Here is a 22,204-nt window from a genome sequence, read left to right as displayed (position 1 = left end):
GGACTACGTCAGGCGCCGAGCGCCGGACCGAGGGTGGAGAACCAGGCCTCCTTGAGGCGGGCCTGCCAGTAGGTCCACCAGTGGGTCCCGTCCTGCGTGATGTGGGTGACGGGGTTGATCCCGTTCATCCGCAGGGTGCCGATGTACTGCTGGCTGGCGATACCGGCCGCGGTCTCGAGCGGCACGAACTGCGCGAACTTCACCGGGTCGGCGGTCGGGTCGATGTTCGAGCCACCGAGGCCGGCCGAGATGTAGACGCGCTTGCCGCGCAGGTTGCCCGCGTGCAGGGCGGGGTCCTTGGCGAGCCACTGACCGCCGGGCCAGACGCCCCACATGTTGTTGACGTCGCCGCCGATCTGGCCGACGGCCAGGCCGATGCCCTGCGCGAAGCCGGGCTCGCTGCTCACCGGGTAGCCGCTGAAGGAGGCCACGCCCTGGTACATGTTCGGGTGGTCGGTCGCGAGGATCAGCGCGGAGGTGCCGCTCATCGACAGGCCTGCGATCGCGTTGCGCACCCCGTCGGAGCCGAAGCGCGCCTTCATGGCCGCCGGGAGCTCACGCGTCAGGAAGGTCTCCCACTTGACGTTGCCCAGCACGGGGTCGCGGTTCTGCCAGTCCTGGTAGAACGTGCCGGCACCGCCGTAGGGCAGCACGACGTTGACGTTCTTGTTCGAGAAGAACCGGACGACGTCGGTGTTGATGAGCCAGCCGTTGTCGTTGTTCGGTGCACGGAGACCGTCGAGCAGGTAGAGCGTCGGCGCGCTGTTGCTGCCGTTGGCGGCGCGGAGGACGCGGACGGGGATGTTCTTCCCCATCGCGGCCGAGTAGATCTGCGCGTCCGCGGGGCGGGCCTGGGCAGGGGCTGTGGAGACGACGCCGGCGACACCCGCGGCGGTCACGGTGGCCACGAGGACAGCGGTCAGGCGCGTCCGGAGGCTACGAATCGACATTGGGAGTGATGGTCCTTTGGCGGTGGTCGTCGGTGGGACCCCCGGAGAGTAACAGGGGAATAACGCCCTCACAGAACCGCGAGGGACGGACCGGGCACACGCGACATTTCCCCGTTCACCTCCGGCAACCTGCAGTTTCTTTACGACTCGATTACTTAGTAGTTCGCAACTAATCTCTTGTGAGTCCCACCGGACGCACGAGGGAGGACCCATGACGACGGCGACACCGACCCAGACCGGACGTGCCGTGACCGTCTACACCGCACTCGCACGGATCATCCGGACCCTGCGGAGCCAGACGGGTTCCGGTTCGTTGTCACTCGGCGCGACGTCGGCGCTGTGGGTGCTGGCGACCAACCCGCCGATGCGACTGTCCGACCTCGCCGCCCACGAGGGCGTCACCGCGCCGACGATGTCGCGGATCGTCTCGTCCCTGGAACGCGACGGCATGGTCCGACGCACCGCCGACCCCGTCGACGGTCGCGCCAGCCTGATCGAACCGACCGAGGACGGAGCCGACCTGGTCCACGGCACCACGTCCCGCCGCGCCCGACTGGTCGAGGAGGCCCTCGGCCGCCTCGAACCCGGCGACCGCGCAGCGGCCGAGCGATCCCTCGAGTTGCTCGCCGCCGCCCTGTCCACGTCCCGCGCCTGAACAAGAAAGCCTGAGATGACCCACCGCTCCACGGCCCTGCTCGACCACGCCGGGGCGCCGGAACCGTCACGGTCCGGACGCACCCGGTCACTGGCCGACCTCGGCCCCCACTACAAGTGGATCGCGTTGTCCAACACCACCTTGGGCATGCTGATCGCCACCATCAACTCGTCGATCGTGCTCATCGCGCTGCCCGACATCTTCAAGGGCATCAAGCTGAACCCGCTCGAGCCGTCGAACACCAGCTACCTGCTGTGGATGATGATGGGCTTCCTCGTCGTCACGGCCGTGCTCGTCGTCAGCTTCGGGCGCCTCGGTGACATGTTCGGGCGCGCCCGCATGTACAACATCGGGTTCCTGGTCTTCACCGTGTCGTCGATCTTCCTGGCCGCCACGTGGTTCGACGGTGCACCGGCCGCCATCTGGCTGATCTTCTGGCGCGTCGTCCAGGGTGTCGGCGGCGCGTTCCTGATGGCGAACTCGTCGGCGATCCTCACCGACGCGTTCCCGCAGCACCAGCGCGGCCTCGCGCTCGGCATCAACGGTGTCGCGGCGATCGCCGGGTCGTTCCTCGGCCTGCTCGTGGGCGGTGTCCTCGCCCCGATCGACTGGAACCTGATCTTCCTGGTGTCGGTGCCGTTCGGCGTCGTCGGGACCGTCTGGGCGTACATGAAGTTGCACGACACCGGAATCCGTCAGAAGGCGACGATGGACTGGTGGGGCAACATCACGTTCGCCGTCGGGCTCGTCGCGATCCTCGTCGGCATCACCTACGGCATCCAGCCCTACGGTGCGTCGAACATGGGGTGGTCCAGCCCGATGGTGTTGTCCTGCCTCATCGGTGGCGCGGTGGTGCTCGCGGCGTTCGCCGTGATCGAGACCCGCGTCGAGAACCCGCTGTTCAACCTGTCGCTGTTCCGCAACCACTCGTTCCTGTACGGGAACGTGGCCAACCTGATGGCCTCCATCGGTCGTGGCGGTCTGCAGTTCATCCTCATCATCTGGCTGCAGGGGATCTGGCTGCCGCAGCACGGGTACGACTACACCCGCACCCCGCTGTGGGCCGGTATCTACATGGTCCCGATGACCATCGGATTCCTGTTGTCGGCACCGGTGTCGGGGTGGCTGTCGGACCGCGTGGGGACCAAGTGGTTCACGACCAGCGGCCTGCTGCTCACCGCCGGCACGTTCGCCGCGCTGATCGCCATCCCGGTCGATTTCAACTACTGGGCGTTCGCCGTCATCCTGCTGATCAACGGGATCGGCATGGGACTCTTCGCATCCCCCAACCGCGCCGAGGTCATGAACAGCCTGCCCGCGAACTCCCGCGGGTCCGGCGCGGGCATGATGACCACGTTCCAGAACGCCGCGATGGTGCTGTCGATCGGCCTGTTCTTCAGCCTGATGATCGCCGGCCTGTCCAGCGACCTGCCGTCGGCGATGCACGGTGGGCTGGTGGCGCACGGTGTCTCGCAGTCCGACGCGAACGCGGTCGCGAACCTGCCGACCGTCGGCGTGCTGTTCGCCGCGTTCCTGGGCTACAACCCGATCAAGGAACTCGTCGGACCGCACCTGTCGACGCTGTCGCAGTCGAACCAGGACACGCTCACCGGGCTGAACTTCTTCCCGCACCTCATCTCGGAGCCGTTCTCCAACGGTCTGTCGGCGGCGTTCACCTTCGCCATCGTCTGCTGCGTCCTCGGCGCGATCGCGTCGCTGTTCACCGGCCGCAAGCCGGCGCAGACCTCGACGGACGAGCCGCACGAGACGGTCGGCGAGGAGCTGGCGAGCGTCGGGTTCACCGGCGTCGCCGCACGCGACGCCGAGCACGCGGAGCTCGAGGAGTACGCAGGCCGCTGATCGCACACCACTGAGAACCGCCCCGAGAAGGCACCCCGACGGCACTACGCCATCGGACGTCCCTCTCGGGGCGGTTCTCGTTCGGTCACTCCACCCCGATGGTCACCTCGGTCGACTTCACGAGGACCGTGGCGGGCTGGCCGACGGTGAGGCCGAGTTCCTCGACGGCCTCCTTGGTGATCGAGGAGACGACGGTCTGGCCGCCGGGGTCGAGGGTGACCTTGACGGTCGCCATGACCGACCCGAGGGTGATCTCGGCGATGGTCCCGGACAGCTGGTTCCGCGTGGAGAGGCGCATGTCCGCGACGGTAGTCGACGGGGTGCGATCCAGATCACATGCAGCGTTTTGACCTGCACGCACGTCTCGGCGCAGCATGGAGTCACCTGGAGCTACTCGCCGGTAACAACGGTGCGCCCGGGATCACAGATCGTCGAGGAGACACCATGCGCAGGACCCTGTACGGACCCGACCACCGCGCGTTCGGCGAATCGGTCCAGGAGTTCGTGGACCGGTACGTCACGCCGCGCCACGAGAAGATCATCGAGCAGCGGTTCATCGACCGCGAGATCTGGAAGCAGGCGGGGGAGCTGGGCTTCCTGGGTCTGGAGATCCCCGAGGAGTACGGCGGCTCGGCCGCCGGTGACTACCGCTTCAACGCCAAACTCACCGAGGTGCTCTCCGGCGTGAGCGCCGCGATCCCGTCGGCGTTCGGCATCCACGTCGACATCGTCGCGCCCTACCTCGTGCACCTGACCACCGAGGAGCAGCGGCAGCGGTGGCTGCCGGGCTTCTGCACCGGCGACACGGTGACCGCCATCGCGATGACCGAGCCCGCCGCCGGATCGGACCTCGCCGGGATCAAGACCACCGCCCGCCAGGAGGGGTCCGACTGGATCCTCAACGGCTCGAAGACGTTCATCACCAACGGCTTCAACGCCGATCTCGTCGTCGTCGCGGTGAAGACGTCGCCGGAGAAGAAGGCCAAGGGCATCACCCTGTTCGCCGTCGAGAAGGGGATGGAGGGCTTCGAGCGCGGCCGCAAGCTCGACAAGGTCGGTCAGCCCGAGTCCGACACCGCCGAGCTGTTCTTCTCCGACGTCCGGGTGCCGGCCGAGAACGTCATCGGTGAAGTCGACCGCGGCTTCATCCACATGATGACGTTCCTGCCGCAGGAACGGATGAACTGCGCCGTCTCGAACATCGCGCACGCCCGCGCGCTGTTCGACGAGACCCTGACCTACGTCACCGAGCGCAAGGCGTTCGGACAAGCCGTCGGCTCGTTCCAGTACAACAAGTTCACGATCGCCGAGCTGTCCACCCAGCTCGACGTGACGCAGGCCTTCGTCGACGCCTGCGTCGCCGCGCACTGCGACGGCGAGCTCAGCCCCGCCGACGCCGCGAAGGCCAAGTGGTGGACCGCCGAGATCCAGAACAAGGTCCTTGACGTCTGCGTGCAGCTCCACGGCGGCTACGGGTTCATGAACGAGTACCGCATCGCGCAGGCATGGAAGGATGCCCGGGTGACCAAGATCTGGGCCGGCTCCAACGAGATCATGAAGGAGATCATCGGCCGCGATCTCGGTCTGTAGGAACCGACATCTCAGCGAGGAGATCGCCCATGGCCGTGCTCGACATGTTCCGCCTCGACGACAAGGTCGTCATCGTGACCGGCGCGTCGTCGGGCCTGGGCGTCGCCTTCGCCCGCGCCGCCGCCGAGGCGGGGGCGTCGGTCGTCCTCGCGGCTCGTCGCGTCGACAAGCTCGCGGACACCCAGGCGATGGTCGAGTCGCTGGGAGCGAAGGCCGTCAGCGTGGCGACCGACGTCGCCGACCCCGGACAGGCCGCGGCCATGGTCGACGCCGCGACCGAGGCGTTCGGTCGAGTGGACGTGTTGATCAACAACGCCGGCGTCGGGACCGCGGTGCCCGCCACACGAGAGACGCCCGAGCAGTTCCGCACCGTCATCGACATCAACCTGAACGGCTCCTACTGGGCCGCACAGGCTGCCGCAAAGGTGATGCAGCCGGGGAGCAGCATCATCAACATCTCCAGCGTCCTCGGGCTCACGACCGCGGGTCTGCCGCAGGCGGCGTACGCGGCGAGCAAGGCCGGCGTCATCGGTCTCACGCGCGACCTGGCCCAGCAGTGGGGTAGCCGGAAGGGCATCCGCGTCAACGCGATCGCTCCTGGCTTCTTCGCATCGGAGATGACCGAGCAGTACGACGCGGGCTACCTCGAGTCGCAGCAGGCGCGCCAGCTCCTCAAGCGCATGGGTGACCCGGCCGAACTCGCCGCGACCGCTGTCTGGCTCGCGTCCGACGCAGGCGGCTACGTCACCGGGCAGACCATCGTCGTGGACGGCGGCGTCACCGTCACGTGACCCGGCGTCGCCTGGGGGTTCTCACGGGGGTCGGGGTCGTCGCGGTGATCGCACTGGTCGGTCTCGTCGCGCCCGACGACACCCAGCAGGCGTCGGACCAGGCGGCCGCGGTCACCCGCACCACCACCGAGACGGTCGCGACGAGCTCGCCCGAGCCGACGAGCACGAGTACGCCGGTCGAGACGACATCTCCGCCTGCCGATTCCGGCGCGGCGTCGGCCGCGCTGGCCACTCTCGAGACCCTGCCGGTGAAGGGCCGCGCCCCCAAGACCGGTTACAGCCGAGCACAGTTCGGGCAGGCGTGGTCCGACGACGTCGACGTCGCGTTCGGCCACAACGGATGCGACACGCGCAACGACGTCCTTCGCCGTGACCTGACGGGTGTCGTCGCCAGGCCGGGCACCCGCGACTGCGTCGTGCTCTCCGGAACGCTCGCCGACCCCTACACCGGCCGGTCGATCCCGTTCACCCGCGGCGAGCGGACGTCCGAGGCCGTCCAGATCGCCACGTCGTCGCCCTGTCCGACGCCTGGCAGAAAGGCGCGCAGCAACTCTCGGCCGACGAGCGCCGCGACTTCGCCAACGACCCCCGCAACCTGCAGGCCACCGACGGCCCGACGAACCAGCAGAAGGGCGACGGCGACACTGCGACCTGGTTGCCGCCGAGCCGCTCCTACCGCTGCACCTATGTCGAGCGGCAGATCACGGTGAAGTCGGCCTACCGACTGTGGGTGACGTCGGCGGAGAAGGACGCGATGGTCCGGATCCTCACGTCCTGCGGCGGGCAGGTGACCGCAGCGGCACCGACGACCACCACCACGGTCGAGCTCCCGCCACCACCACCGCCGGCCCCGACGACCACCGAGGCCCCCCGACCGCTCGTCCCGGCCGCGACTCCGGACGGCGGCTCGGCCTACTACCGGAACTGCTCCGCCGCCCGCGCCGCCGGCGCGGCGCCGCTGCGTGTCGGGGACCCGGGATACCGCGCGGGCCTCGATCGGGACGGCGACGGTGTCGCCTGCGAGTAATCGCCGGCGCCGACTCAGGTGAGCCGGATCCCGGTGAGTTCCGCGCAGTGTGCGAGCAGCTGATCCTGCTTCTCCACCGACCGCGCGTCGGGATGGGTCGCCGCGAGCTCCTGGTGGTAGAAGTGCTGCCCCGTGACCAGCGCCGCCGGTTCGTCGCTCGTGGCCAGCCAGACCTGGGTGACAGGCCCTGCGTCGAGGTCGTCGGTCGCTTCGGCGCCGCCGAGTTTCGTGGCCACCCACCCTGGTTCGACGGAGTTCACCAGGACGTCCGGCCAGAGTCGTGCGACAGCGAACGCGAGCATCAGATCGAACAGCTTGCTGTCGGCGTACGCCTGGTTGCCGTCCCACGGTCGTCGGGTCCACTGGGCATCGGAGAGGTCGAAGACACCCTGCTGGTGCAGTACCGAACTCAGGTAGACCAGCCGCTTCGGTCGTGGCATCGACGCGGTGATCACGTAGGGCGCGAGGACATTGACCGCGAAGGTGCGATCGAGTCCGTCGGCGGTCTCGACCCGCTCGGAGGCCATGTACCCCAGGCCGACGTTGTGGATCACGGCGTCGTACGGACCGTTCTCGGTGGCCAGCTCTGCGACCGACCGCATCTCGGAGATCTGCGACACGTCGCCGACCACGATCCCGTGTGCCTGGGGGACCGCCTCCCGGGTCTCGTCGGCGCGGGCGGCGTTGCGCGCATGCAGCGTGACGCTGTGCCCGTCGGCCACGAGCGACCGCGCCGCCATGAGTCCGAGGCCGTCGGACGATCCTGTGATGAATATGGATGACACTGTTCACTCCTTGGTGTCGGTTGACTGCGATGGTGTGCGGTGCCGGACGATCAGCACGACGACGAGGGCCCAGATCACGAGTACCGCGAGACCCAGCCCGAGGCCGTAGGGGCGGTCGAGGATGGTGCCGCTCTGCCCGTCCCCGGGTGGGAGCTGCGACGTCGATCGCGGGTACAGAACGGGAAGAGCGAGGAGCACCAGGAGCAGCGTGGCGGACGATCCGGCGAGCACCGGGGGCCACCACCGCTGCGGGAGGATCGCTCTCACGCTGTGGCCGGCCGCGATGCATGCCGGCGCGAAGATCGCGTCGTGGGCGACGAGTCCGCCGATGAGCCACACCAGGATCGAGGCCTTGTCGGCAGCGCTCATGTCCCACAGCAGCGACAACCCGTACCAGCCGACAGGCAGTGCGGCCAGGATCAGGACCAGCCGCGCGAGGCGGATGATCATGTGACCTCGATCCGGCTGAGCCACTTGGTCTGCAGGACACCCGGACGGTTGGGGGCGATCAGTCGGCACGGGTACCCGTGATCGACGGTGAGGGGCTCACCGTGCAGTTCGAGGGCCACCAGCGTGCTCGGATGGCGGGCGAATGCGGCCGGCAGCAGGCTCTCGCCGTACATCCCGCGTTCGAGGGAGACCACGCGCACGGCACGGTCGGGGTCGCCGCCGACCATCGCGACGAGATCGCGCACCCGGACCCCACGCCAACGGGCCTCTGCGCTCCAGCCCTCCACACAGGCGATCGGGAGATCGCTGTCGTGCTGGGGAAGTCGCCGCAGATCGTCGAGGGTCAGTGCCCTGCTCCGCCCGTCGGCCACGACGGTCAGCACGTAGTCGGCGGCTCGAGCCATGTCGACGACTCCGGCCGCCGACGCGGTCCGGTTGACGGGCACCCCCTGCGGACCCTCCCCCGACCGCGGCGCGAGGAACGAGACCCACCGCAGGAACGGGACGGTCTGACCCGCGAACGCCACGACCGCGAGCCCTGCGGCCGCCACCGAGCCGCCGAGGATCGCGCGGCGCGAGACCCCACGCTCGCCCGTCACCGGCTCATTGTCGATCGCCTCGGTGGACCCCAGTGGAGACCGGAACGCCGCCTGGATGATCGGAAGCTTGACCGCGATGTGCACGAGCAGTGCGGCGACGACGACGAACGACATCGCGTAGTGCGTCGTGGTGAAGAAGAACCGCCACGGGTAGAACTGCGCGGTGTTCATCAGGCCGGTGAACAACTGGAAGATCATCGAACTGACGAGGACGGCGATCGAGAGGCGTTCGGCCGCGCGCAACGGTGTGCCGATGACCGGCCGCGCGAACAGCCGCGGGTACACGAGTTGCAGCTTGATCAGCAGCAGCGGGATCGCCGCCGTCCCCGTGATCACGTGCAGGCCCTGACTGACCCGGTACAGCCACGGTGGATCGGTCGGGAACGCGAACCAGCCCGGCGGGTGCTGGATCCAGTGACTCACGAGCCCCGTCGCCAGGCACACCACGACGCAGATGCCGAGCATGAGGCCGACACGGGCGACGATCCTCGGGCTGCGCGGACCGACATCCGCCTCGGGCGCAGGCTGTTTCGTGAACGCGATCGCGTACAGGGTCGCCGCCAGATCAGCCCGCGCTGTCATTGCTGATAGGCGAGATCGGCTGCGGTGAGACCCTCCAGAGCCATGCCGAACGGGACCCCCTCGACGATGCGGCGGAGCAGCTTCTGGTTCAGGGTCTGCTTCTGCAGCGACCGGTAGAGGCGTGGCTTGGCGGCCAGGGTGCGTGCCAGTTCCAGCCCGCGGGCATACGCCTGATCGTGCTCGACGACCTCGTTGACCACGCCCCACCGTTCCGCGGTGGCGGCGTCGATCGTGTCACCGGTCCACAGCAGCCACTTGGCACGCGCCGTCCCGGCGATCTCCTCCCACACCACCTGCAGCCCGTCACCGGCGGTGATCCCGAACGCCGGGTGGGGGAAGTCGCCGTAGGTGGCGCGCTCGGAGGCGATGTGGATGTCGGTGAGCAACAGGTACTCCGAGTGCACGGTCGCCGGACCGTTCGCGACACCGACCACGGGGATCGGCAGGCTGAGGAGCCGCTGCAGGACTGCGAGTCCCTCGGTGCGGATCTTCTCCCAGACCGCGGGTCGGAAGATCTCACCGAGGCTGTCGCCGTCGATGCTGTCCATGAACACGTCGCCGGTGCCGGTGAGGACCAGCGCCCGGTTGTCGGCGTCGAGCGCGATCTCCTCGAGCGCCTTCGGGAGGTCCTCGTGGGTCTGCCCGGTGAAGGTCGCGGGGCCACCGTCGGTGTGGAACCGCATGGTGAGGACACCGTCGTCGGTGCGGTCGAAGGCGAGGTTCTCAAAACGGGTGAAATAGTCGGGCTGGGTCATGGCAGGACTCCTGTCGGGAGATGAGTTGTGAGACGGGGCGTTCAGCGATCGGTTATGGCGTCGAGCGCGGCGAGGATCTGCGCGGGCTCGGTGCGTGAGGTGTAGTTCGGGTGCACGTCGATGAAGCGCACCGTCCGCGACGAATCCACGACGACGACGGTGGGGAACGGCAGATCTGCCGTGCCGTCGGCGTTCACCTCGGTGACGTCCAGACCGAGCTTCCGCTGTGCGGCGAGGGCGTCGGGGTTCGTCGGGGCGAGGATGCCCAGGCTGCGCGCGACAGCGTTGCCGGCGTCGGAGAGCACCGAGAACGTCAACTCGTCGGCCTCGGCGGTGCTCAGCGAGCCGTCCGGCTTCTGCGGGCTGAGGGCGACCAGCGCGACGCCCCGCTCCTCCAACGCGGGAACCAGTTCCTGCTGGTACGCCCGGAGGGCGATGTTGCAGAAGGGGCACCACGCACCGCGGTAGAACACGAGAACGGCGGTCCGTCCGCCCAACTCGTCGGAGAGGCGCGTCGTGGACCCGTCGACGGTGAGGACGCCCGCGTCCGGGAGCGTCGTGCCCACGGCGGCGACGTCGTCGGGCACTCCGGCGGCGTCCAGCGCCGCACGGTCGGCGTCGAACGCATCCGACACCTCGGCGGGGAACTGGGTGCGCGACCCCACCAGCGTCGCGGTCAGTCGGTCGATCATGGAGTCCTGGGCTGCGGTCATCGTCTGCTCCTCGGGTCTGCGCACGTCGGGGTCGTCCCCGACATCGACCACGATGTCGAGCAAAAACTGGAATGTCCACTCCAGAAAAGATAGGGTCGCGCCATGTCCACCGACAGCCTGCGCACGAGCACCGGACGCCCGCTGACGAGCCGTGGTCGACAGACTCGGGAGCGCATCGTCACGGCGGCAGCCGCGTTGATGCTCGACATCGGGGTGTCGGGCACGACGATGGAGGATGTCCGCGACCGCGCCGGGGTCAGCAGTTCGCAGATCTACCACTACTTCTCGGACAAGGACGAGCTGGTGCGCGCGGTGATCGCCCACCAGGACGAGACCATCGTCGGCACCCACGAAGAGGTGTTCGCACACCTCGACTCCCTCGACGGACTCCGGCGCTGGTGCGACGGGATCGTCGACTACCAGCGGCTGGGTGGCTGTTCGGGAGGGTGCCCGCTGGGCTCACTCGGCGCTCAGGTCGCCGAGACGGACCCCGACGCCCGCGCCGCGGTGGCGCGGGCACTGGCCCGGTGGGAGCGGGCGATCCGGCGCGGGTACGACGCGATGCGCGACCGCGGCGTGTTCGAGGACTCGGTCGACACCGCGTCGCTCGCCGTGGCCACGTTGGCGGCCCTGCAGGGCGGACTGCTCATGGCGCAGGTCCAGCGCGACACCGCACCTCTACGGGCCTCGCTGGATGCCGTGGTGCACCGTGCCGAACTGTTGGCAACTCGGTGACCGCCCTGTGCTCGACGTCGCCGTGTCGGCCCCCCGTGCCACGATGACGTCGTGAGTCCGACCCCGCCGACCCATGCGCTGTGGCGGCCGGGGGTCGGGATGTCGTTGTGGTTCACCGATTCCTCCGGTGCACCCACCACCGAGCCCCGCGACGATCTCCCGGCGCCCGTCGCCGCCGTGGTCACCGGTCGGACCCTGCGGCGCACCATCGGGATCCGCGTCGGCGAGGCCACCGTCCACGCAGGCACGGTCACGCTCGGTCCGGCGGCGACCGTCGCGCTCCTCGACGACGACCTGGGCGTCGCACCGGGCGGCGAGCTCCAGTTCTATCGCCATGTGACGCAGGGTGTCCGACGCTTCGTGACCTCGGGGGCCGTCGCCCCGGCGGTCGCCTGGGTCGGTGGATCGTGGAGCGTCCGATGGACCCCGGTCCCCACGGCCCCGTGGCGCACTTGGCTGTCACAGGCGAGCGCGGCCGCGCCCCAGGTGCTGATCGACAACGGCGGCGCCGAGGCCGTCGAGGACTTCTGCCGCGAACTCGTCGACCTCACGTGCCGCGAGCGTTGCCGCGACATCCCCGCCGGCGCCGTGCGCTCCCCTTTCGTCCGCTCGCTCCTGCCCGACGCGGACAGCGCGATCGCCCCCGACCGCGCGTCGGCCGCGTCCCGGTCGTGGCAGGACTGGTCCGACGCCGTCCGCGAGGGCGAGAGTTCTCTCGTCCTGCGCCTGCACGAGCCGGCCGCGTCCGACGACCCCGAGGCGCAGCACTGGCGGCTGCAGGTGTGCCGACGTACACCCGACGGTGACGAGCCGCTCGAGATCCGTCGGCTCTCACCCCTCGAACTCGACGAGGTCACCACCGAACTCGCCGGTGCGGTGCGGGCGTTCGATCCCCTGGCCCGCGCCGGCCACGACGACCACACCCTGGATTTCCTCCTCGACACCGAGACCGTCGGCGCGCTGCTCGAGCATGGGGCGACCGCCCTGGGGGACGCCGGGATCGGGGTGTTGCTTCCCCGCACCATCGCCATCGCGACACCGACTCTGTCACTGCGGGGCGCGGCCCCCGGTGCGACCGTTCAGCGATCGGTGATGGCGGGCCTGGCCGAGATCCGGGACTTCCAGTGGCAGTTGGCACTCGGCGACACCGTCCTCGACGAGGGCGAGTTGCGCTCGCTCGCCGAGCAGAAGGGCAGCCTCGTCCGCGTCCGCGGGGTGTGGGTCCGGGCGGACGGGACGTCGTTGCGTCGCGCAGCGGAGTTCATCACCACCCAGCAGGCGCTGGCCGCGTCCGGCCACCCACCGGACATGGGCGAGTTGTTCGGGCTCGTCACCGGCGCCGGCGGCCCGGGCATCCCCGTCGCCTCGGTGTCCGGACTGTCCTGGCTCGACGACATCGCCGCTCAGGGCGCGGTCCGGCCGGACCCGCGGCCCGTTCCCGACACCCTCGTCGCCGACCTGCGGCCGTACCAGCACCGTGGCGTCGAGTGGCTCGCCCATCTCTCCGACCTGGGGATCGGCGCCGTCCTCGCCGACGACATGGGACTGGGCAAGACGATCCAGGTGATCGCGCTGCTGTGCGCGGAACGCGAGCAGGCCGGCGACGACGGACCCGGTCCGACCCTGATCGTGTGCCCGATGTCGGTGGTGGGCAACTGGGAGCGCGAGATCGCGCGATTCGCACCGCATCTGCGCGTGCTCGTCCACCACGGCGCGGGCCGCACGCGGGCGGCACGGTTCTCGTCCGCGGTCACCTCGGCCGACGTCGTCGTCACCACCTACGCGCTCACCGTGCGCGACAAGGAGGCCCTGGGCGACGTCCGCTGGGAACGACTCGTCGTCGACGAGGCGCAGCACGTGAAGAACGTGTCGACCGCCGCGGCGAAGGCGGTCCGCGCGATCCGGGCGCGCCATCGTGTCGCGCTGACGGGCACGCCGGTGGAGAACCGACTCGAGGATCTCCGCGCTGTCGTCGACCTGGTCAACCCCGGGCTGCTCGGCTCGCCCTCGGCGTTCAAGGCCCGCTTCGCCGAGGCCATCGAACGGGAGCGCGACCCCGACGCCGTTCGTCGCCTGGCCGCGATGACCTCGCCGTTCATCCTGCGGCGCGTCAAGACCGACCCGACGATCGTCGCGGACCTGCCGACGAAGACCGAGCTGACCGTGCGCGCCAACCTGACGGTCGAGCAGGCCGCGCTCTATCGCGCCGTCACCGACGACCTCATGGCGGCGCTGGGCAAGGTCGAGTCCGACGCCACCCACGAGGGGCACCGCGTCCGGACGGTGCTCGCCGCACTCACCCGCCTCAAACAGGTGTGCAACCACCCCGCACACTTCCTCGGCGACGGCTCGCCGCTGGTGCGCCGCAACGCGCATCGCTCGGGCAAGCTCGAACTCCTCGCCGACATCGTCGACACCATCGTCGCCGACGGCGAACGCGCCCTGCTGTTCACACAGTTCACCGCGTTCGGGGAGATGCTCGCACCGTGGCTCGCCGCCCGGCTCGACGCGCCAGTCCCCTTCCTGCACGGCGGTGTCGGTCGCAGAGCGCGCGACGCCATGGTCGAGCAGTTCTCCGAGACCGACGGTCCGCCCCTGATGATCGCGTCGCTGAAGGCGGGCGGTACCGGACTCAACCTGACCGCCGCGAATCACGTCCTGCACGTGGACCGGTGGTGGAACCCCGCCGTCGAGGACCAGGCCACCGACCGCGCCCACCGGATCGGCCAGCAGCGCGAGGTCGAGGTCCGGACGTTCGTCTGCATCGGGACCATCGAGGAACGGATCGACGCGATGATCCGGGACAAGCGGGTGCTGTCGGACCTGACCGTCACCTCGGGTGAGCACTGGCTGGCCGACATCGGCGACGACGAGCTGCACGACCTCATCCGGCTGCGCGACGAGGCGGTCGGGGAATGAGCCCCCGCGGCGGACGACCCCGTCGGGGTGACACCCCGCTCCGCGGATACGGGCGCACGCCATGGGCGCGTGCTGTGCTCGACATCGCGGACCGCCCGTCGGACACCCGACGGGTGACGAAGGCGCGCAGCTATTTCCGAGAACGGCAGGTTCACGACCTCCGCCTGCAAGCAGGCCTCGTCACCGCCCTGGTCCAGGGCAGCCAGCTCGACCCGTTCGAGACCGCACTGCGGTTCCGCACCGTCGAGCCCGACACCGTCGTGTCGTTGCTTCGGGCGCAGGACGCCACCGACGACCTGCTGGCCGTCGCCCGCGGCGAGCAGCCGCCGACCCTCGCGGCCATGGTGTTGCCCACCGAGGCGGCCGATCTCACCGTCGAGTGCTCGTGCCCCGACGACGAGCCGCACTGCATCCACGTGCTCGCCGTCGCCTACGAACTCGCCGCCCGCATCGACGACAGCCCCGGCGTCGCCTTGGCCATGATGGGGGCGGACGTGCCCACGTTGCTCACCCGGATGCGCACCGATCCGGTCTCCGGTGACGCACCTCCGCAGGACGACACCCCTCCCCGCCGCCCCTCCGACGACCCGTTCGCGGTCGGCGTGCTGCCACCGCTCCCCACACCGCCGGACTTCGACGTCCTCTCCGAGCTCGACACCGACGGGTTGGCCCGAGCGCTCCGCGCCTCGGGAGTCGCCGCGCTCGACGTCGCGGAGGTCACCGACGAGTTGGCGGAGCTGGTGGCTCGCGTCCGCGGCCATGGGTGACGATGGTCGCCATGGCCAGTCCGATGATGCACCTGACCGCCCTGGTCGTCCGGATCCGCTACCGCCGTCGGATGCGCACCGCCGAGCACGCGCGCCGCAGGATGGCGTCCGCTGGGCCGCCGGCCGATCCTCCGTCGTCTCTGCGCAGGTCTCACACCGTGTCCGACGCGACCGTCGACGGGTTCCGCTGCTGGACCGTCGCACCGGCGCACCCGACCGGCCGCGGGGTGCTCTACCTCCACGGTGGCGCCTACATCGCGCCGATCACGGGCTTCCACTGGCGCCTGATCGAGCGTCTCGCCGACGCCGGGGCGCGGGTTGTCGTACCGCTTTACGGCCTCGCACCCGCCCACACCGCCGCCAACGCGTACCCGTTCGTCCGTCGTGCTTTCGACGGCCTCGCCCGTGAGATCGGTCCCGACAACATCACCGTGGCAGGTGATTCCGCGGGCGGAGGGCTCGCGCTGGGTCTGACGCAGACCCTCGTCGACGACAACGTCCACCCGGGGCGCGTTGCCCTCATCGCGCCATGGCTCGACATCGCACTGACCGATCCCGACGTCGAGGCCATCGCACGTCGCGACCCCTGGCTGGTCCCGGCCGGACTCCGCGAGGCGGGCCGCGCATGGCGTGGCGACCTGTCCGCCGACGACCCGCGGGTCAGTCCCCTGCGCGGGCGTGTCGCAGGGCTGCCCCCCACCACGGTCTACATCGGCGATCGGGACATCTTCCTGCCCGACGCACTGCACCTCGTCGACGACATCCGGGCCGCCGGCGGTCAGGTGGAACTCGTCGAGCAACCCGGCGCGGTGCACGCCTATCCGCTGACACCGACACCCGAGGGGCGCGACGCGTCGTGCCGGATCGTCCAGGAGGCGACAGGATGACCGATCGCATCACCGAGTTCCGCAACGGCGACCTGACATTCGACGTCGTGGACACCGGTCCACTCGACAGCCCCGGCGCCGACGGCGCGGTGGTCGTCGCCCTGCACGGCTTCCCGCAGACGAAGGAGTCGTGGCGGCGGGTCGCGGCCGACCTGGCCGGGCGCGGGATCCGCACCATCGCCCCTGACCAGCGTGGTTACAGCCCCGGGGCCCGGCCGCGCGGTCGTCGGGCGTACGCGATCCCCGAGCTCGTCTCGGACGTGGCCGCACTCGTCGACAGGATCGGCGGACCCGTCCACCTCGTCGGTCACGACTGGGGTGCGATCGCGGGATGGGCCACCGCCAGTCGGCGACCCGAGCTGCTGCAGACCTACACGGCGTTGTCGGTGCCGCACCCCGCCGCGTTCCTCACGGCACTCGGCACGTCGTCGCAGGCACTGCGGTCCTGGTACATGGCGGCGATCCAGCTGCCCGTCGTCCCCGAGCGCGGCGTGCGCGCCGTGCGGCCGCGCCTCGAGGCGTCGCTGCGACGCAGTGGTCTCGACGACGAGAGCCTGGCCATCGTGCGCGAGCGGGTGGTCGAGACCGAGGCTCTCACCGGCGGGATGAACTGGTACCGCGGGATGCCGTTCGGACTCGGTGGCGCCGCCGGGGACGTCACCGTGCCCACGACCTTCATCTGGGGTGCGCGCGACTCGTTCCTCACCCGGACCGGGGCGATCGGGACCGCGGCACATGTTCTCGGCAAGTACCGTTTCGAGGTCGTCGAGGATGGTGGCCACTGGTTGCCCGAGACCCATCCCGCACTCGTCGCCGAGCTCGTGGCGGAACGGATCGACTCCGTCCGCTGACGCGACGACGCCCGGGGCCCAACTCGCCGAGCGTGCATCAGATCTCGTCCACTGTGCACTCGATTCACGTGCAAGTTCGGGTTCCGCACGCTCGGCGGGATCTACCGCACGCTCGGCGGGATCTGGTGCACGCTCGGCGAGCTAGAGCAGCCCGACGACCGCACGTGCCGCACGCGACCCGGAGACCATCGCGCCCTGCAGTGACGGGGTGTCGCGGTGGTCGCCGGCGAACACCGTGCGCTCCCCGACGCGCACCGGCCGACGGACGGGCAGTCCCGGCGCCTGTGAAGGCAGGGCCCGACGGATCACGTTGCGTGTCAGCAGTTCCCAGCCTGTCGTCGACGTCTGCCACAGACGGGCGAGTTCGGATCGCACCACGCTCTCGTCGACGGGATCGGAGTCCCCGAGCACGGCGCTCGCCTGCACCAGGGATCGATCGGCCGGTGCGTAGCCCGGTGCGATGGCGCTCATGACGGCCGTGTTCGCCAGCGGCCCACCGGAACCGGACACGCGCAGGAACGGGTCCGACAACCCCGGGTCGGCGGCGAACCACCACGTCGCCAGACCTCGCATCGGCGAGGTGTCGACGCCGGTCAGCTGCGCGGCGTCGACGGCGTCACCCGCGACGACGACGGCACGCGCGACCGTCGACTGCCCGTCCCCGGTTCGCACCGTGACCGACGACCCCGCCTCGTCGATCCCCTCGACCTCCACCCCGTAGCGCAGCGTCGCGTCCGACGACGCCGCCAGCTGGTCGGGCAGCGCCTGCATACCGTCCGCGGGCACACCGGGCGTCGCGCGGAGGAAGCTGCGGAGAACCAACCGCACGTAGCGATCCGACGTCGCCCCGTCCGCGTCGGCGAGAACTCCGCTGAGGAACGGCAGGAGCACCGAGTCCCGCAGGGGGCCGTCGACGCCGTAGCGGTCCCAGTCGTCCCCCACCGCAGCGTCGGGTCGTGCCTGCAGACGCCGGACGGGACCCATCGCGGGCAGAGCCCATCGCACCGCCCCGACGACCGCCTTCGGGCGCAGCAATCGCAGCGACGCCGCCGACGTGACGGTGGCGGCCGCGAGGTCCGGGTGACGGAACGGGTCGGCGAGGGTGTGGACGCCCCCGTCGGCGTCGACCACACGGACACCGCGCCCGGCGACCTGGAGGTCCAGCGCGTCGAGGTCGACGTGACGCTGTATCGCCGGGTAGGAGGGGTTGATCAACTGGAATCCGCGATCGCATCGGAACCCGTCGATCATGTCCGTGCGGACCCGTCCTCCCGGGGCGTCGGACCGCTCCAGGACGAGCACGTCCAACCCCCGTCGACGCAACGCACCGGCACAGCGCAGCCCGGCGAGTCCCGCGCCCACCACGACCACGTCGACGTCGATTCCGCTCACCTGACCATCGAACCATCCGCGGCGGGCGCGGCGGCCCCCTCAACCCACCCGCTGGTGCTCGAGCACCGCCAGCAGCTCCTCGTGCGGTCCGACGACGTAGGCCTCGTCGCCGGCGGCGAATGAGGTGCCGCGTCGGGGTGGGTACTCGAGGTCACCGCTGTCGTGGCGTCGGATCGCGATCACGCGGGTGTGCGCCGACAGCTCCTGCATCGCGACGCCGACCAGTCCTCCGTCGGGCGCGACCCGCAGCCGGCCCACGACGAAGCTCATCGACTGCACCGTGAAGGTGCTCAGCACCTGCAGGCCGAGGGCCGCGCCGACGAACCACGGCACCGCGAGCTCCGTCGTCGACCGCACGTTCCGGAAGCCGAACCGGTCGGCGACGGCGTCACCCATCGCGCGGTCGAAGACACGCAGCACCACCGGCACACCGCGCCGGTCAACCCTGGTCGCCCAGGCGTCCCCCAGCGCACCCCGCACCGCGATGCCGGTCTCGATGTTCACCATGTCGTCGCTGGTGAGCACCGCGACCGCGCCGGCGGTGTGCACACGCGCGTCGGCGAGCGTGGAGGCCAACGTCGCGTCCCCGATGACCACGGGGATCGAGGACGCCGACGCCGCCGACAGGAACCGGTTGTCGACCGACCGTTCGACGATCACCACCTCTCTCCCGCGCGCGGCGATGTCCCGTGCGACGCGGATCCCGAACGCGCCCAACCCGATCACGACGACATGGCCGGTCATGAACCGTGCCCGACGCCGACCGGCCGCCTCCGCGATGCGTCGGGAGATGAGCAGTTCGGCGAGGAACGCCATGACCATCGCGGTCGTCGTGAGCCCGAGGAACATCAGCACGATCGAGAAAATGCGCAGCGCGACAGCCTGATCGGAGAAGGTGAAGTCGCCGTAGCCGACCGTCGCGATGGTCTCCGTGCTGAAGTACACGGCGTCGAGCACGCTCATCCCGGGCTTGCGGTAGAACAGCCGCAGCACCGTTGTCGACACCACCAACAGCGCGACGAGGACGAGCAGCATCCGGAAGAAGTTCGGGTTGGCGTCCCGCACGAAGGAGCGCACTGCGGCCCGCGCGCGGCGCACCATCCCGGGTGGTCGGGGGCGGGCGCCCTCCTCGGACACCTCGTCGATCGTCAGTCCGTGCGCCGCGAACTCGTCGGCGGTGCCGAGCATCGTCGCGACGTCGCCCGCCGCGACGCGGTGGTCGCGGCCCGGGCACGCGACCATCTCGCCGTCGTGGGCGGTCACCGCGAGGGGGGCGAGGTCGCCGAAGATCTCCCGCAGCGTCCCGTCCCGTCCGACCGGGACCGTGGCCGCGACGACGTCGATGCCGGCAGCGGTGATGCGGTGCGTGGTGATGCCCAGGCATGCCTCCACGACCGACGGGGCAGCGAGGTCGGCGACGTCGAGGACGGTGTCGTGGTGTCCGTCGTCGGTGGCGGCCAACGCTCCCCCGACGGTCGCGTTCGCGAGCCGGGTGACGATCCGGACGTCGGGGCGCAGGCGGCGTGCGACCAGCGCGGTCTCGAGATTAGCCATCTCGCCGTCCTCGACGCACACGACGGCGTCCGCCGTCTCGAGGCCGGCCGCGATCAGCGCTTCGCCGAGGGGGCCGGCGCACACGACGACACCCACCCCATCGCGCGTGGCCCGGGCGGCAGCGTCCGCGGTGCGCACCACGACGGTCACGGGTGCGCCCGCGGCGAGGAGGTGGTCGGTGATGGGCACGGCGACACCCGCGTGGCCGCACACGATCACACCGGGCTGCCGCACCACCGCCACCTCCCCCACCGTCTCGGGTGAGGGGAGAGTACGACGATCGCGGCACCGGCGATGAGTTCCCGGCCGTGCGCGGGTCAGAACGGGTGACCCCGACGGAAGGCATGTCATGTTCGATCTCGAGCCCGCCACCACCGAGATGTCGCGGCTGGTGCGCGGCGTGGACACCGGGGGACTGGACGGCCCGACGCCGTGCGACGACTGGGCGGTGCGCGACCTGCTCGCACACGTCCATCAGTTCGTCGACGTGTTCACCACGAACGCCCGCAAGGGTCCGCTCGACCCGCCGGACGGTCTCGTCGAGAACTGGCGGACCGTGATCCCCGCAGCCCTGGACGACCTCGCGCGGGCGTGGTCGCAGCCGTCGGCCTGGGCGGGCCGGACCTCTGCGGGCGGCATCGAGATGGACGCGGCCGACAACGCGATCGTCGCGGTCGAGGAGTTGACGATCCACGCCTGGGATCTCGCGCGCGCGACCGGTCAGGCATTCGCCCCGTCGGATGACGTCCTCGCGCATGTCGAGCAGTTCTTCGTCCGCTTCTCGTCCGACACCGGCGACGACGGTCCGTTCGGCCCGCGCGGCCCCCTCCCCGCCGACGCCGATCGCCTCGATCGCGTCGTCGCCACCGCGGGACGCGATCCGCGGTGGACCGTCAGAGGTCGCGGATAGTCTGCGGCCATGCCGTCACCGTCGTGGGTCGAACTGGTCGGACGGAACGCCGCCGCCGAGGCGGTGAGCGTGTCGGGAACGCTCGTCGTCACCGAATCACCCGACGAGACTGTCCGGTACGACTTCGCCCACGCCCCCGGCGGTCGCTGGCGCATCGACCGCGACGGTCAGACCATCTACGTCGCCGGTCCCGAACGGACCGTGATCCGCATCGACGGCGAGATGCGCCTGATGGACGGCGACATCCGGGTACCGATCCTGGGCACCCACTTCACGCCACTCGACCTCCTCGGCGCCGACTCCCTGCTGCGGAAGTTGAGCCAAGACGTGGCGCCCATCGGCAACGCGCAGGGCGTCGAGGTCGCGGGACGCCCGGCGTGGTCGGTGCCGCTCGCCGCGCCGGGTCAGGGGACGATCCACGTCGCGTTCGACGACGCGACCGGGGTCCTGTCGCGCGTTGCGAACGACGACGGACGCGCGCTCCTCGACCTCGAACACCTCGACGTATCGGCGTCGTCGGGGAAGTCGTTCTTCGCGTGGGACGGACCGGTCGGTGAGCCTCTCGGCCGGCGCGGCCGTCCCCCTCAGAACACTCCCGATCTCGACGAGCAGATTGCATTCACGCGCGCGATGGTCGCGGCGCAGGAACGCGCCGACGAAGTGATGTTCGTGATTCGCACTGCCGAGAGCGAACCCGCAGCCCGCGCAGCCCTGTCGGAACTGCTCGACGTGCCGGGCGACATCGCCGACGCCGTCGCTGCGGCGCGGCTCTCGCTGTTCCGCTCCGACATGGCCGTGCAGACGCGGCGCACACTCCGATCGCTGGAGGAGCAGCGCTCGACGGGCATCTAGTCCGGCAGACCGATCACGTCGAGAACCGTGGTGCGCGGGAGGAGCGCGGCGTCGACGCCCCACACGGTGCGGGCGGCCCGCAGCGACAGGGCGAGGGACTCGCACCGCCACGGCGCGACGTCGTCGCGGCAGGCCCGCCCGGTCAGTACCAGGGTGTGCAGCCGGGGCAGCTCACGCATGTCGACCATGTGCGGGGCGCGGGTGACCGCGACGGGACCGAACTCCACCCCGGTGAGTCCGGCCGCCTCGATCGCCGAGCGCATGCCGTCGGTGACGGCGTACAGCCCCTCGACGACGACGATCCCGTCGGTGACGGGGTAGTCGAGAACGATGTGACCGGACGTCGCTCGGGGCGGGTTGTGCGAGCGGTCCCACGTCGCGGACGCGAGTCGCCCCGGCGTCGTCGGACGCAGCCGGTAGTGCACCGGCGAATCGATGCGGACGAACGACTCGACGTCGGGATCGGCGTGGACAGACGCGATCTCGGTGAGCGGGACGGTGGTGGTGTCGACGGGTGCGGCCATGCATCCGAGCGTGCTCGCCGACGCGCGGCACGGGTAGGGGGCAACCCGTCAAGATC

Annotated in this window: 21 protein-coding genes and 1 pseudogene; 12 read left to right on the top strand and 10 right to left on the bottom strand. The window is 70.3% G+C overall.

Features of this window, described 5'->3' with window-relative positions; translation table 11 throughout:
• Window positions 1–8 precede the first annotated feature (8 nt).
• The gene (locus LX12_RS06150) at window positions 9–950 is read right to left on the bottom strand and encodes an alpha/beta hydrolase (RefSeq protein ID WP_253653633.1); all 942 of its coding nucleotides are present in this window, start codon (window positions 948–950) and stop codon (window positions 9–11) included.
• 211 nt (window positions 951–1,161) lie between these two features.
• On the opposite strand from LX12_RS06150, the gene LX12_RS06145 reads away from it, so the two are divergent.
• Both LX12_RS06145 and LX12_RS06140 read left to right on the top strand, forming a co-directional pair.
• Window positions 1,162–1,605: a MarR family winged helix-turn-helix transcriptional regulator gene (locus LX12_RS06145; protein ID WP_253653632.1), complete on the top strand. Its 444-nt coding sequence runs from the start codon at window positions 1,162–1,164 to the stop codon at window positions 1,603–1,605.
• A 15-nt stretch (window positions 1,606–1,620) separates the two neighbouring features.
• A complete protein-coding gene (locus LX12_RS06140) occupies window positions 1,621–3,465 on the top strand; it encodes an MFS transporter (protein WP_253653631.1) in 1,845 nt (614 codons plus the stop codon).
• Between the two features lie 85 nt (window positions 3,466–3,550).
• Here LX12_RS06140 and LX12_RS06135 read toward each other — a convergent pair whose 3' ends face one another.
• A complete protein-coding gene (locus LX12_RS06135) occupies window positions 3,551–3,763 on the bottom strand; it encodes a TOBE domain-containing protein (RefSeq protein WP_253653630.1) in 213 nt (70 codons plus the stop codon).
• 146 nt (window positions 3,764–3,909) lie between these two features.
• On the opposite strand from LX12_RS06135, the gene LX12_RS06130 reads away from it, so the two are divergent.
• From LX12_RS06130 to LX12_RS06120, 3 genes and pseudogenes are all read left to right on the top strand, one after another.
• Complete coding sequence (locus LX12_RS06130; RefSeq protein ID WP_253653629.1) at window positions 3,910–5,055, top strand: acyl-CoA dehydrogenase family protein; 1,146 nt, start codon at window positions 3,910–3,912, stop codon at window positions 5,053–5,055.
• A 29-nt stretch (window positions 5,056–5,084) separates the two neighbouring features.
• Window positions 5,085–5,846, top strand: a complete 762-nt coding sequence (locus tag LX12_RS06125; protein ID WP_253653628.1) for an SDR family NAD(P)-dependent oxidoreductase — start codon at window positions 5,085–5,087, stop codon at window positions 5,844–5,846.
• Window positions 5,847–5,893: 47 nt separating this feature from the next.
• A pseudogene (locus tag LX12_RS06120) lies at window positions 5,894–6,873 on the top strand (GmrSD restriction endonuclease domain-containing protein).
• A gap of 14 nt (window positions 6,874–6,887) precedes the next feature.
• Here LX12_RS06120 and LX12_RS06115 read toward each other — a convergent pair.
• From LX12_RS06115 to LX12_RS06095, 5 genes are read right to left on the bottom strand one after another with little or no spacing between them, the layout of a single operon-like run.
• Window positions 6,888–7,658, bottom strand: a complete 771-nt coding sequence (locus LX12_RS06115) for an SDR family NAD(P)-dependent oxidoreductase (RefSeq protein ID WP_253653627.1) — start codon at window positions 7,656–7,658, stop codon at window positions 6,888–6,890.
• Window positions 7,659–7,661: 3 nt separating this feature from the next.
• Window positions 7,662–8,108, bottom strand: coding sequence for a hypothetical protein (locus LX12_RS06110; protein ID WP_253653626.1), 447 nt, complete (start codon window positions 8,106–8,108; stop codon window positions 7,662–7,664).
• The gene (locus tag LX12_RS06105) at window positions 8,105–9,289 is read right to left on the bottom strand and encodes a molybdopterin-dependent oxidoreductase (RefSeq protein ID WP_372504933.1); all 1,185 of its coding nucleotides are present in this window, start codon (window positions 9,287–9,289) and stop codon (window positions 8,105–8,107) included. Before LX12_RS06105 ends, LX12_RS06110 begins: the two co-directional genes overlap by 4 nt.
• Complete coding sequence (locus LX12_RS06100; RefSeq protein WP_253653625.1) at window positions 9,286–10,044, bottom strand: enoyl-CoA hydratase/isomerase family protein; 759 nt, start codon at window positions 10,042–10,044, stop codon at window positions 9,286–9,288. The genes LX12_RS06105 and LX12_RS06100 overlap by 4 nt, the downstream gene beginning before the upstream one ends.
• A gap of 41 nt (window positions 10,045–10,085) precedes the next feature.
• Window positions 10,086–10,757, bottom strand: coding sequence for a peroxiredoxin-like family protein (locus LX12_RS06095; RefSeq protein ID WP_253653624.1), 672 nt, complete (start codon window positions 10,755–10,757; stop codon window positions 10,086–10,088).
• Between the two features lie 102 nt (window positions 10,758–10,859).
• Between LX12_RS06095 and LX12_RS06090 the strand changes: the two genes are divergently transcribed.
• The 5 genes from LX12_RS06090 to LX12_RS06070 all read left to right on the top strand — a co-directional run bounded on the left by LX12_RS06090 (window position 10,860) and on the right by LX12_RS06070 (window position 16,916).
• Window positions 10,860–11,492, top strand: coding sequence for a TetR/AcrR family transcriptional regulator (locus LX12_RS06090; protein ID WP_253653623.1), 633 nt, complete (start codon window positions 10,860–10,862; stop codon window positions 11,490–11,492).
• Window positions 11,493–11,591: 99 nt separating this feature from the next.
• A complete protein-coding gene (locus LX12_RS06085) occupies window positions 11,592–14,411 on the top strand; it encodes a DEAD/DEAH box helicase (protein ID WP_253653883.1) in 2,820 nt (939 codons plus the stop codon).
• On the top strand, window positions 14,408–15,178 hold the full coding sequence (locus LX12_RS06080) for an SWIM zinc finger family protein (RefSeq protein ID WP_253653622.1): 771 nt from the start codon (window positions 14,408–14,410) through the stop codon (window positions 15,176–15,178). The genes LX12_RS06085 and LX12_RS06080 overlap by 4 nt, the downstream gene beginning before the upstream one ends.
• An 11-nt stretch (window positions 15,179–15,189) precedes the next feature.
• Window positions 15,190–16,065 carry an alpha/beta hydrolase fold domain-containing protein gene (locus tag LX12_RS06075; protein WP_253653621.1) on the top strand — a complete coding sequence of 292 codons (876 nt, stop codon included), beginning with the start codon at window positions 15,190–15,192 and terminating at the stop codon, window positions 16,063–16,065.
• A complete protein-coding gene (locus tag LX12_RS06070; protein ID WP_253653620.1) occupies window positions 16,062–16,916 on the top strand; it encodes an alpha/beta fold hydrolase in 855 nt (284 codons plus the stop codon). Before LX12_RS06075 ends, LX12_RS06070 begins: the two co-directional genes overlap by 4 nt.
• A gap of 141 nt (window positions 16,917–17,057) precedes the next feature.
• Here the strand turns inward: LX12_RS06070 and LX12_RS06065 are convergent, their stop codons facing one another.
• Both LX12_RS06065 and LX12_RS06060 read right to left on the bottom strand, forming a co-directional pair.
• Window positions 17,058–18,308, bottom strand: coding sequence for an FAD-dependent oxidoreductase (locus LX12_RS06065; protein ID WP_253653619.1), 1,251 nt, complete (start codon window positions 18,306–18,308; stop codon window positions 17,058–17,060).
• Window positions 18,309–18,347: 39 nt separating this feature from the next.
• On the bottom strand, window positions 18,348–20,096 hold the full coding sequence (locus LX12_RS06060; RefSeq protein WP_253653618.1) for an NAD-binding protein: 1,749 nt from the start codon (window positions 20,094–20,096) through the stop codon (window positions 18,348–18,350).
• A 115-nt stretch (window positions 20,097–20,211) separates the two neighbouring features.
• Here LX12_RS06060 and LX12_RS06055 point away from each other — a divergent pair, with 115 nt between their 5' ends.
• Both LX12_RS06055 and LX12_RS06050 read left to right on the top strand, forming a co-directional pair.
• A complete protein-coding gene (locus LX12_RS06055; RefSeq protein WP_253653617.1) occupies window positions 20,212–20,772 on the top strand; it encodes a TIGR03086 family metal-binding protein in 561 nt (186 codons plus the stop codon).
• Between the two features lie 9 nt (window positions 20,773–20,781).
• Window positions 20,782–21,624: a hypothetical protein gene (locus tag LX12_RS06050; RefSeq protein ID WP_253653616.1), complete on the top strand. Its 843-nt coding sequence runs from the start codon at window positions 20,782–20,784 to the stop codon at window positions 21,622–21,624.
• On the opposite strand, the gene LX12_RS06045 is transcribed toward LX12_RS06050, so the two are convergent.
• A complete protein-coding gene (locus LX12_RS06045; protein WP_253653615.1) occupies window positions 21,621–22,148 on the bottom strand; it encodes a hypothetical protein in 528 nt (175 codons plus the stop codon). The genes LX12_RS06050 and LX12_RS06045 overlap by 4 nt on opposite strands.
• Window positions 22,149–22,204: the final 56 nt, after the last annotated feature.

Source organism: Williamsia serinedens (assembly GCF_024171725.1).
Lineage (GTDB): Bacteria > Actinomycetota > Actinomycetes > Mycobacteriales > Mycobacteriaceae > Williamsia_A > Williamsia_A serinedens.
Note: the sequence above shows the minus strand (reverse complement) of the source record. Positions and strands in the feature narration are given on the sequence as shown.

Bases quoted from the DNA above. Each gene is read 5' to 3' on its own strand.
- LX12_RS06150 (WP_253653633.1), bottom strand. From the start codon at position 950: ATGTCGATTCGTAGCCTCCGGACGCGCCTGACCGCTGTCCTCGTGGCC.
- LX12_RS06145 (WP_253653632.1), top strand. From the start codon at position 1,162: ATGACGACGGCGACACCGACCCAGACCGGACGTGCCGTGACCGTCTAC.
- LX12_RS06140 (WP_253653631.1), top strand. From the start codon at position 1,621: ATGACCCACCGCTCCACGGCCCTGCTCGACCACGCCGGGGCGCCGGAA.
- LX12_RS06135 (WP_253653630.1), bottom strand. From the start codon at position 3,763: ATGCGCCTCTCCACGCGGAACCAGCTGTCCGGGACCATCGCCGAGATC.
- LX12_RS06130 (WP_253653629.1), top strand. From the start codon at position 3,910: ATGCGCAGGACCCTGTACGGACCCGACCACCGCGCGTTCGGCGAATCG.
- LX12_RS06125 (WP_253653628.1), top strand. From the start codon at position 5,085: ATGGCCGTGCTCGACATGTTCCGCCTCGACGACAAGGTCGTCATCGTG.
- LX12_RS06110 (WP_253653626.1), bottom strand. From the start codon at position 8,108: ATGATCATCCGCCTCGCGCGGCTGGTCCTGATCCTGGCCGCACTGCCT.
- LX12_RS06105 (WP_372504933.1), bottom strand. From the start codon at position 9,289: ATGACAGCGCGGGCTGATCTGGCGGCGACCCTGTACGCGATCGCGTTC.
- LX12_RS06100 (WP_253653625.1), bottom strand. From the start codon at position 10,044: ATGACCCAGCCCGACTATTTCACCCGTTTTGAGAACCTCGCCTTCGAC.
- LX12_RS06095 (WP_253653624.1), bottom strand. From the start codon at position 10,757: ATGACCGCAGCCCAGGACTCCATGATCGACCGACTGACCGCGACGCTG.
- LX12_RS06090 (WP_253653623.1), top strand. From the start codon at position 10,860: ATGTCCACCGACAGCCTGCGCACGAGCACCGGACGCCCGCTGACGAGC.
- LX12_RS06085 (WP_253653883.1), top strand. From the start codon at position 11,592: ATGTCGTTGTGGTTCACCGATTCCTCCGGTGCACCCACCACCGAGCCC.
- LX12_RS06080 (WP_253653622.1), top strand. From the start codon at position 14,408: ATGAGCCCCCGCGGCGGACGACCCCGTCGGGGTGACACCCCGCTCCGC.
- LX12_RS06075 (WP_253653621.1), top strand. From the start codon at position 15,190: ATGGCCAGTCCGATGATGCACCTGACCGCCCTGGTCGTCCGGATCCGC.
- LX12_RS06070 (WP_253653620.1), top strand. From the start codon at position 16,062: ATGACCGATCGCATCACCGAGTTCCGCAACGGCGACCTGACATTCGAC.
- LX12_RS06055 (WP_253653617.1), top strand. From the start codon at position 20,212: ATGTTCGATCTCGAGCCCGCCACCACCGAGATGTCGCGGCTGGTGCGC.
- LX12_RS06050 (WP_253653616.1), top strand. From the start codon at position 20,782: ATGCCGTCACCGTCGTGGGTCGAACTGGTCGGACGGAACGCCGCCGCC.
- LX12_RS06045 (WP_253653615.1), bottom strand. From the start codon at position 22,148: ATGGCCGCACCCGTCGACACCACCACCGTCCCGCTCACCGAGATCGCG.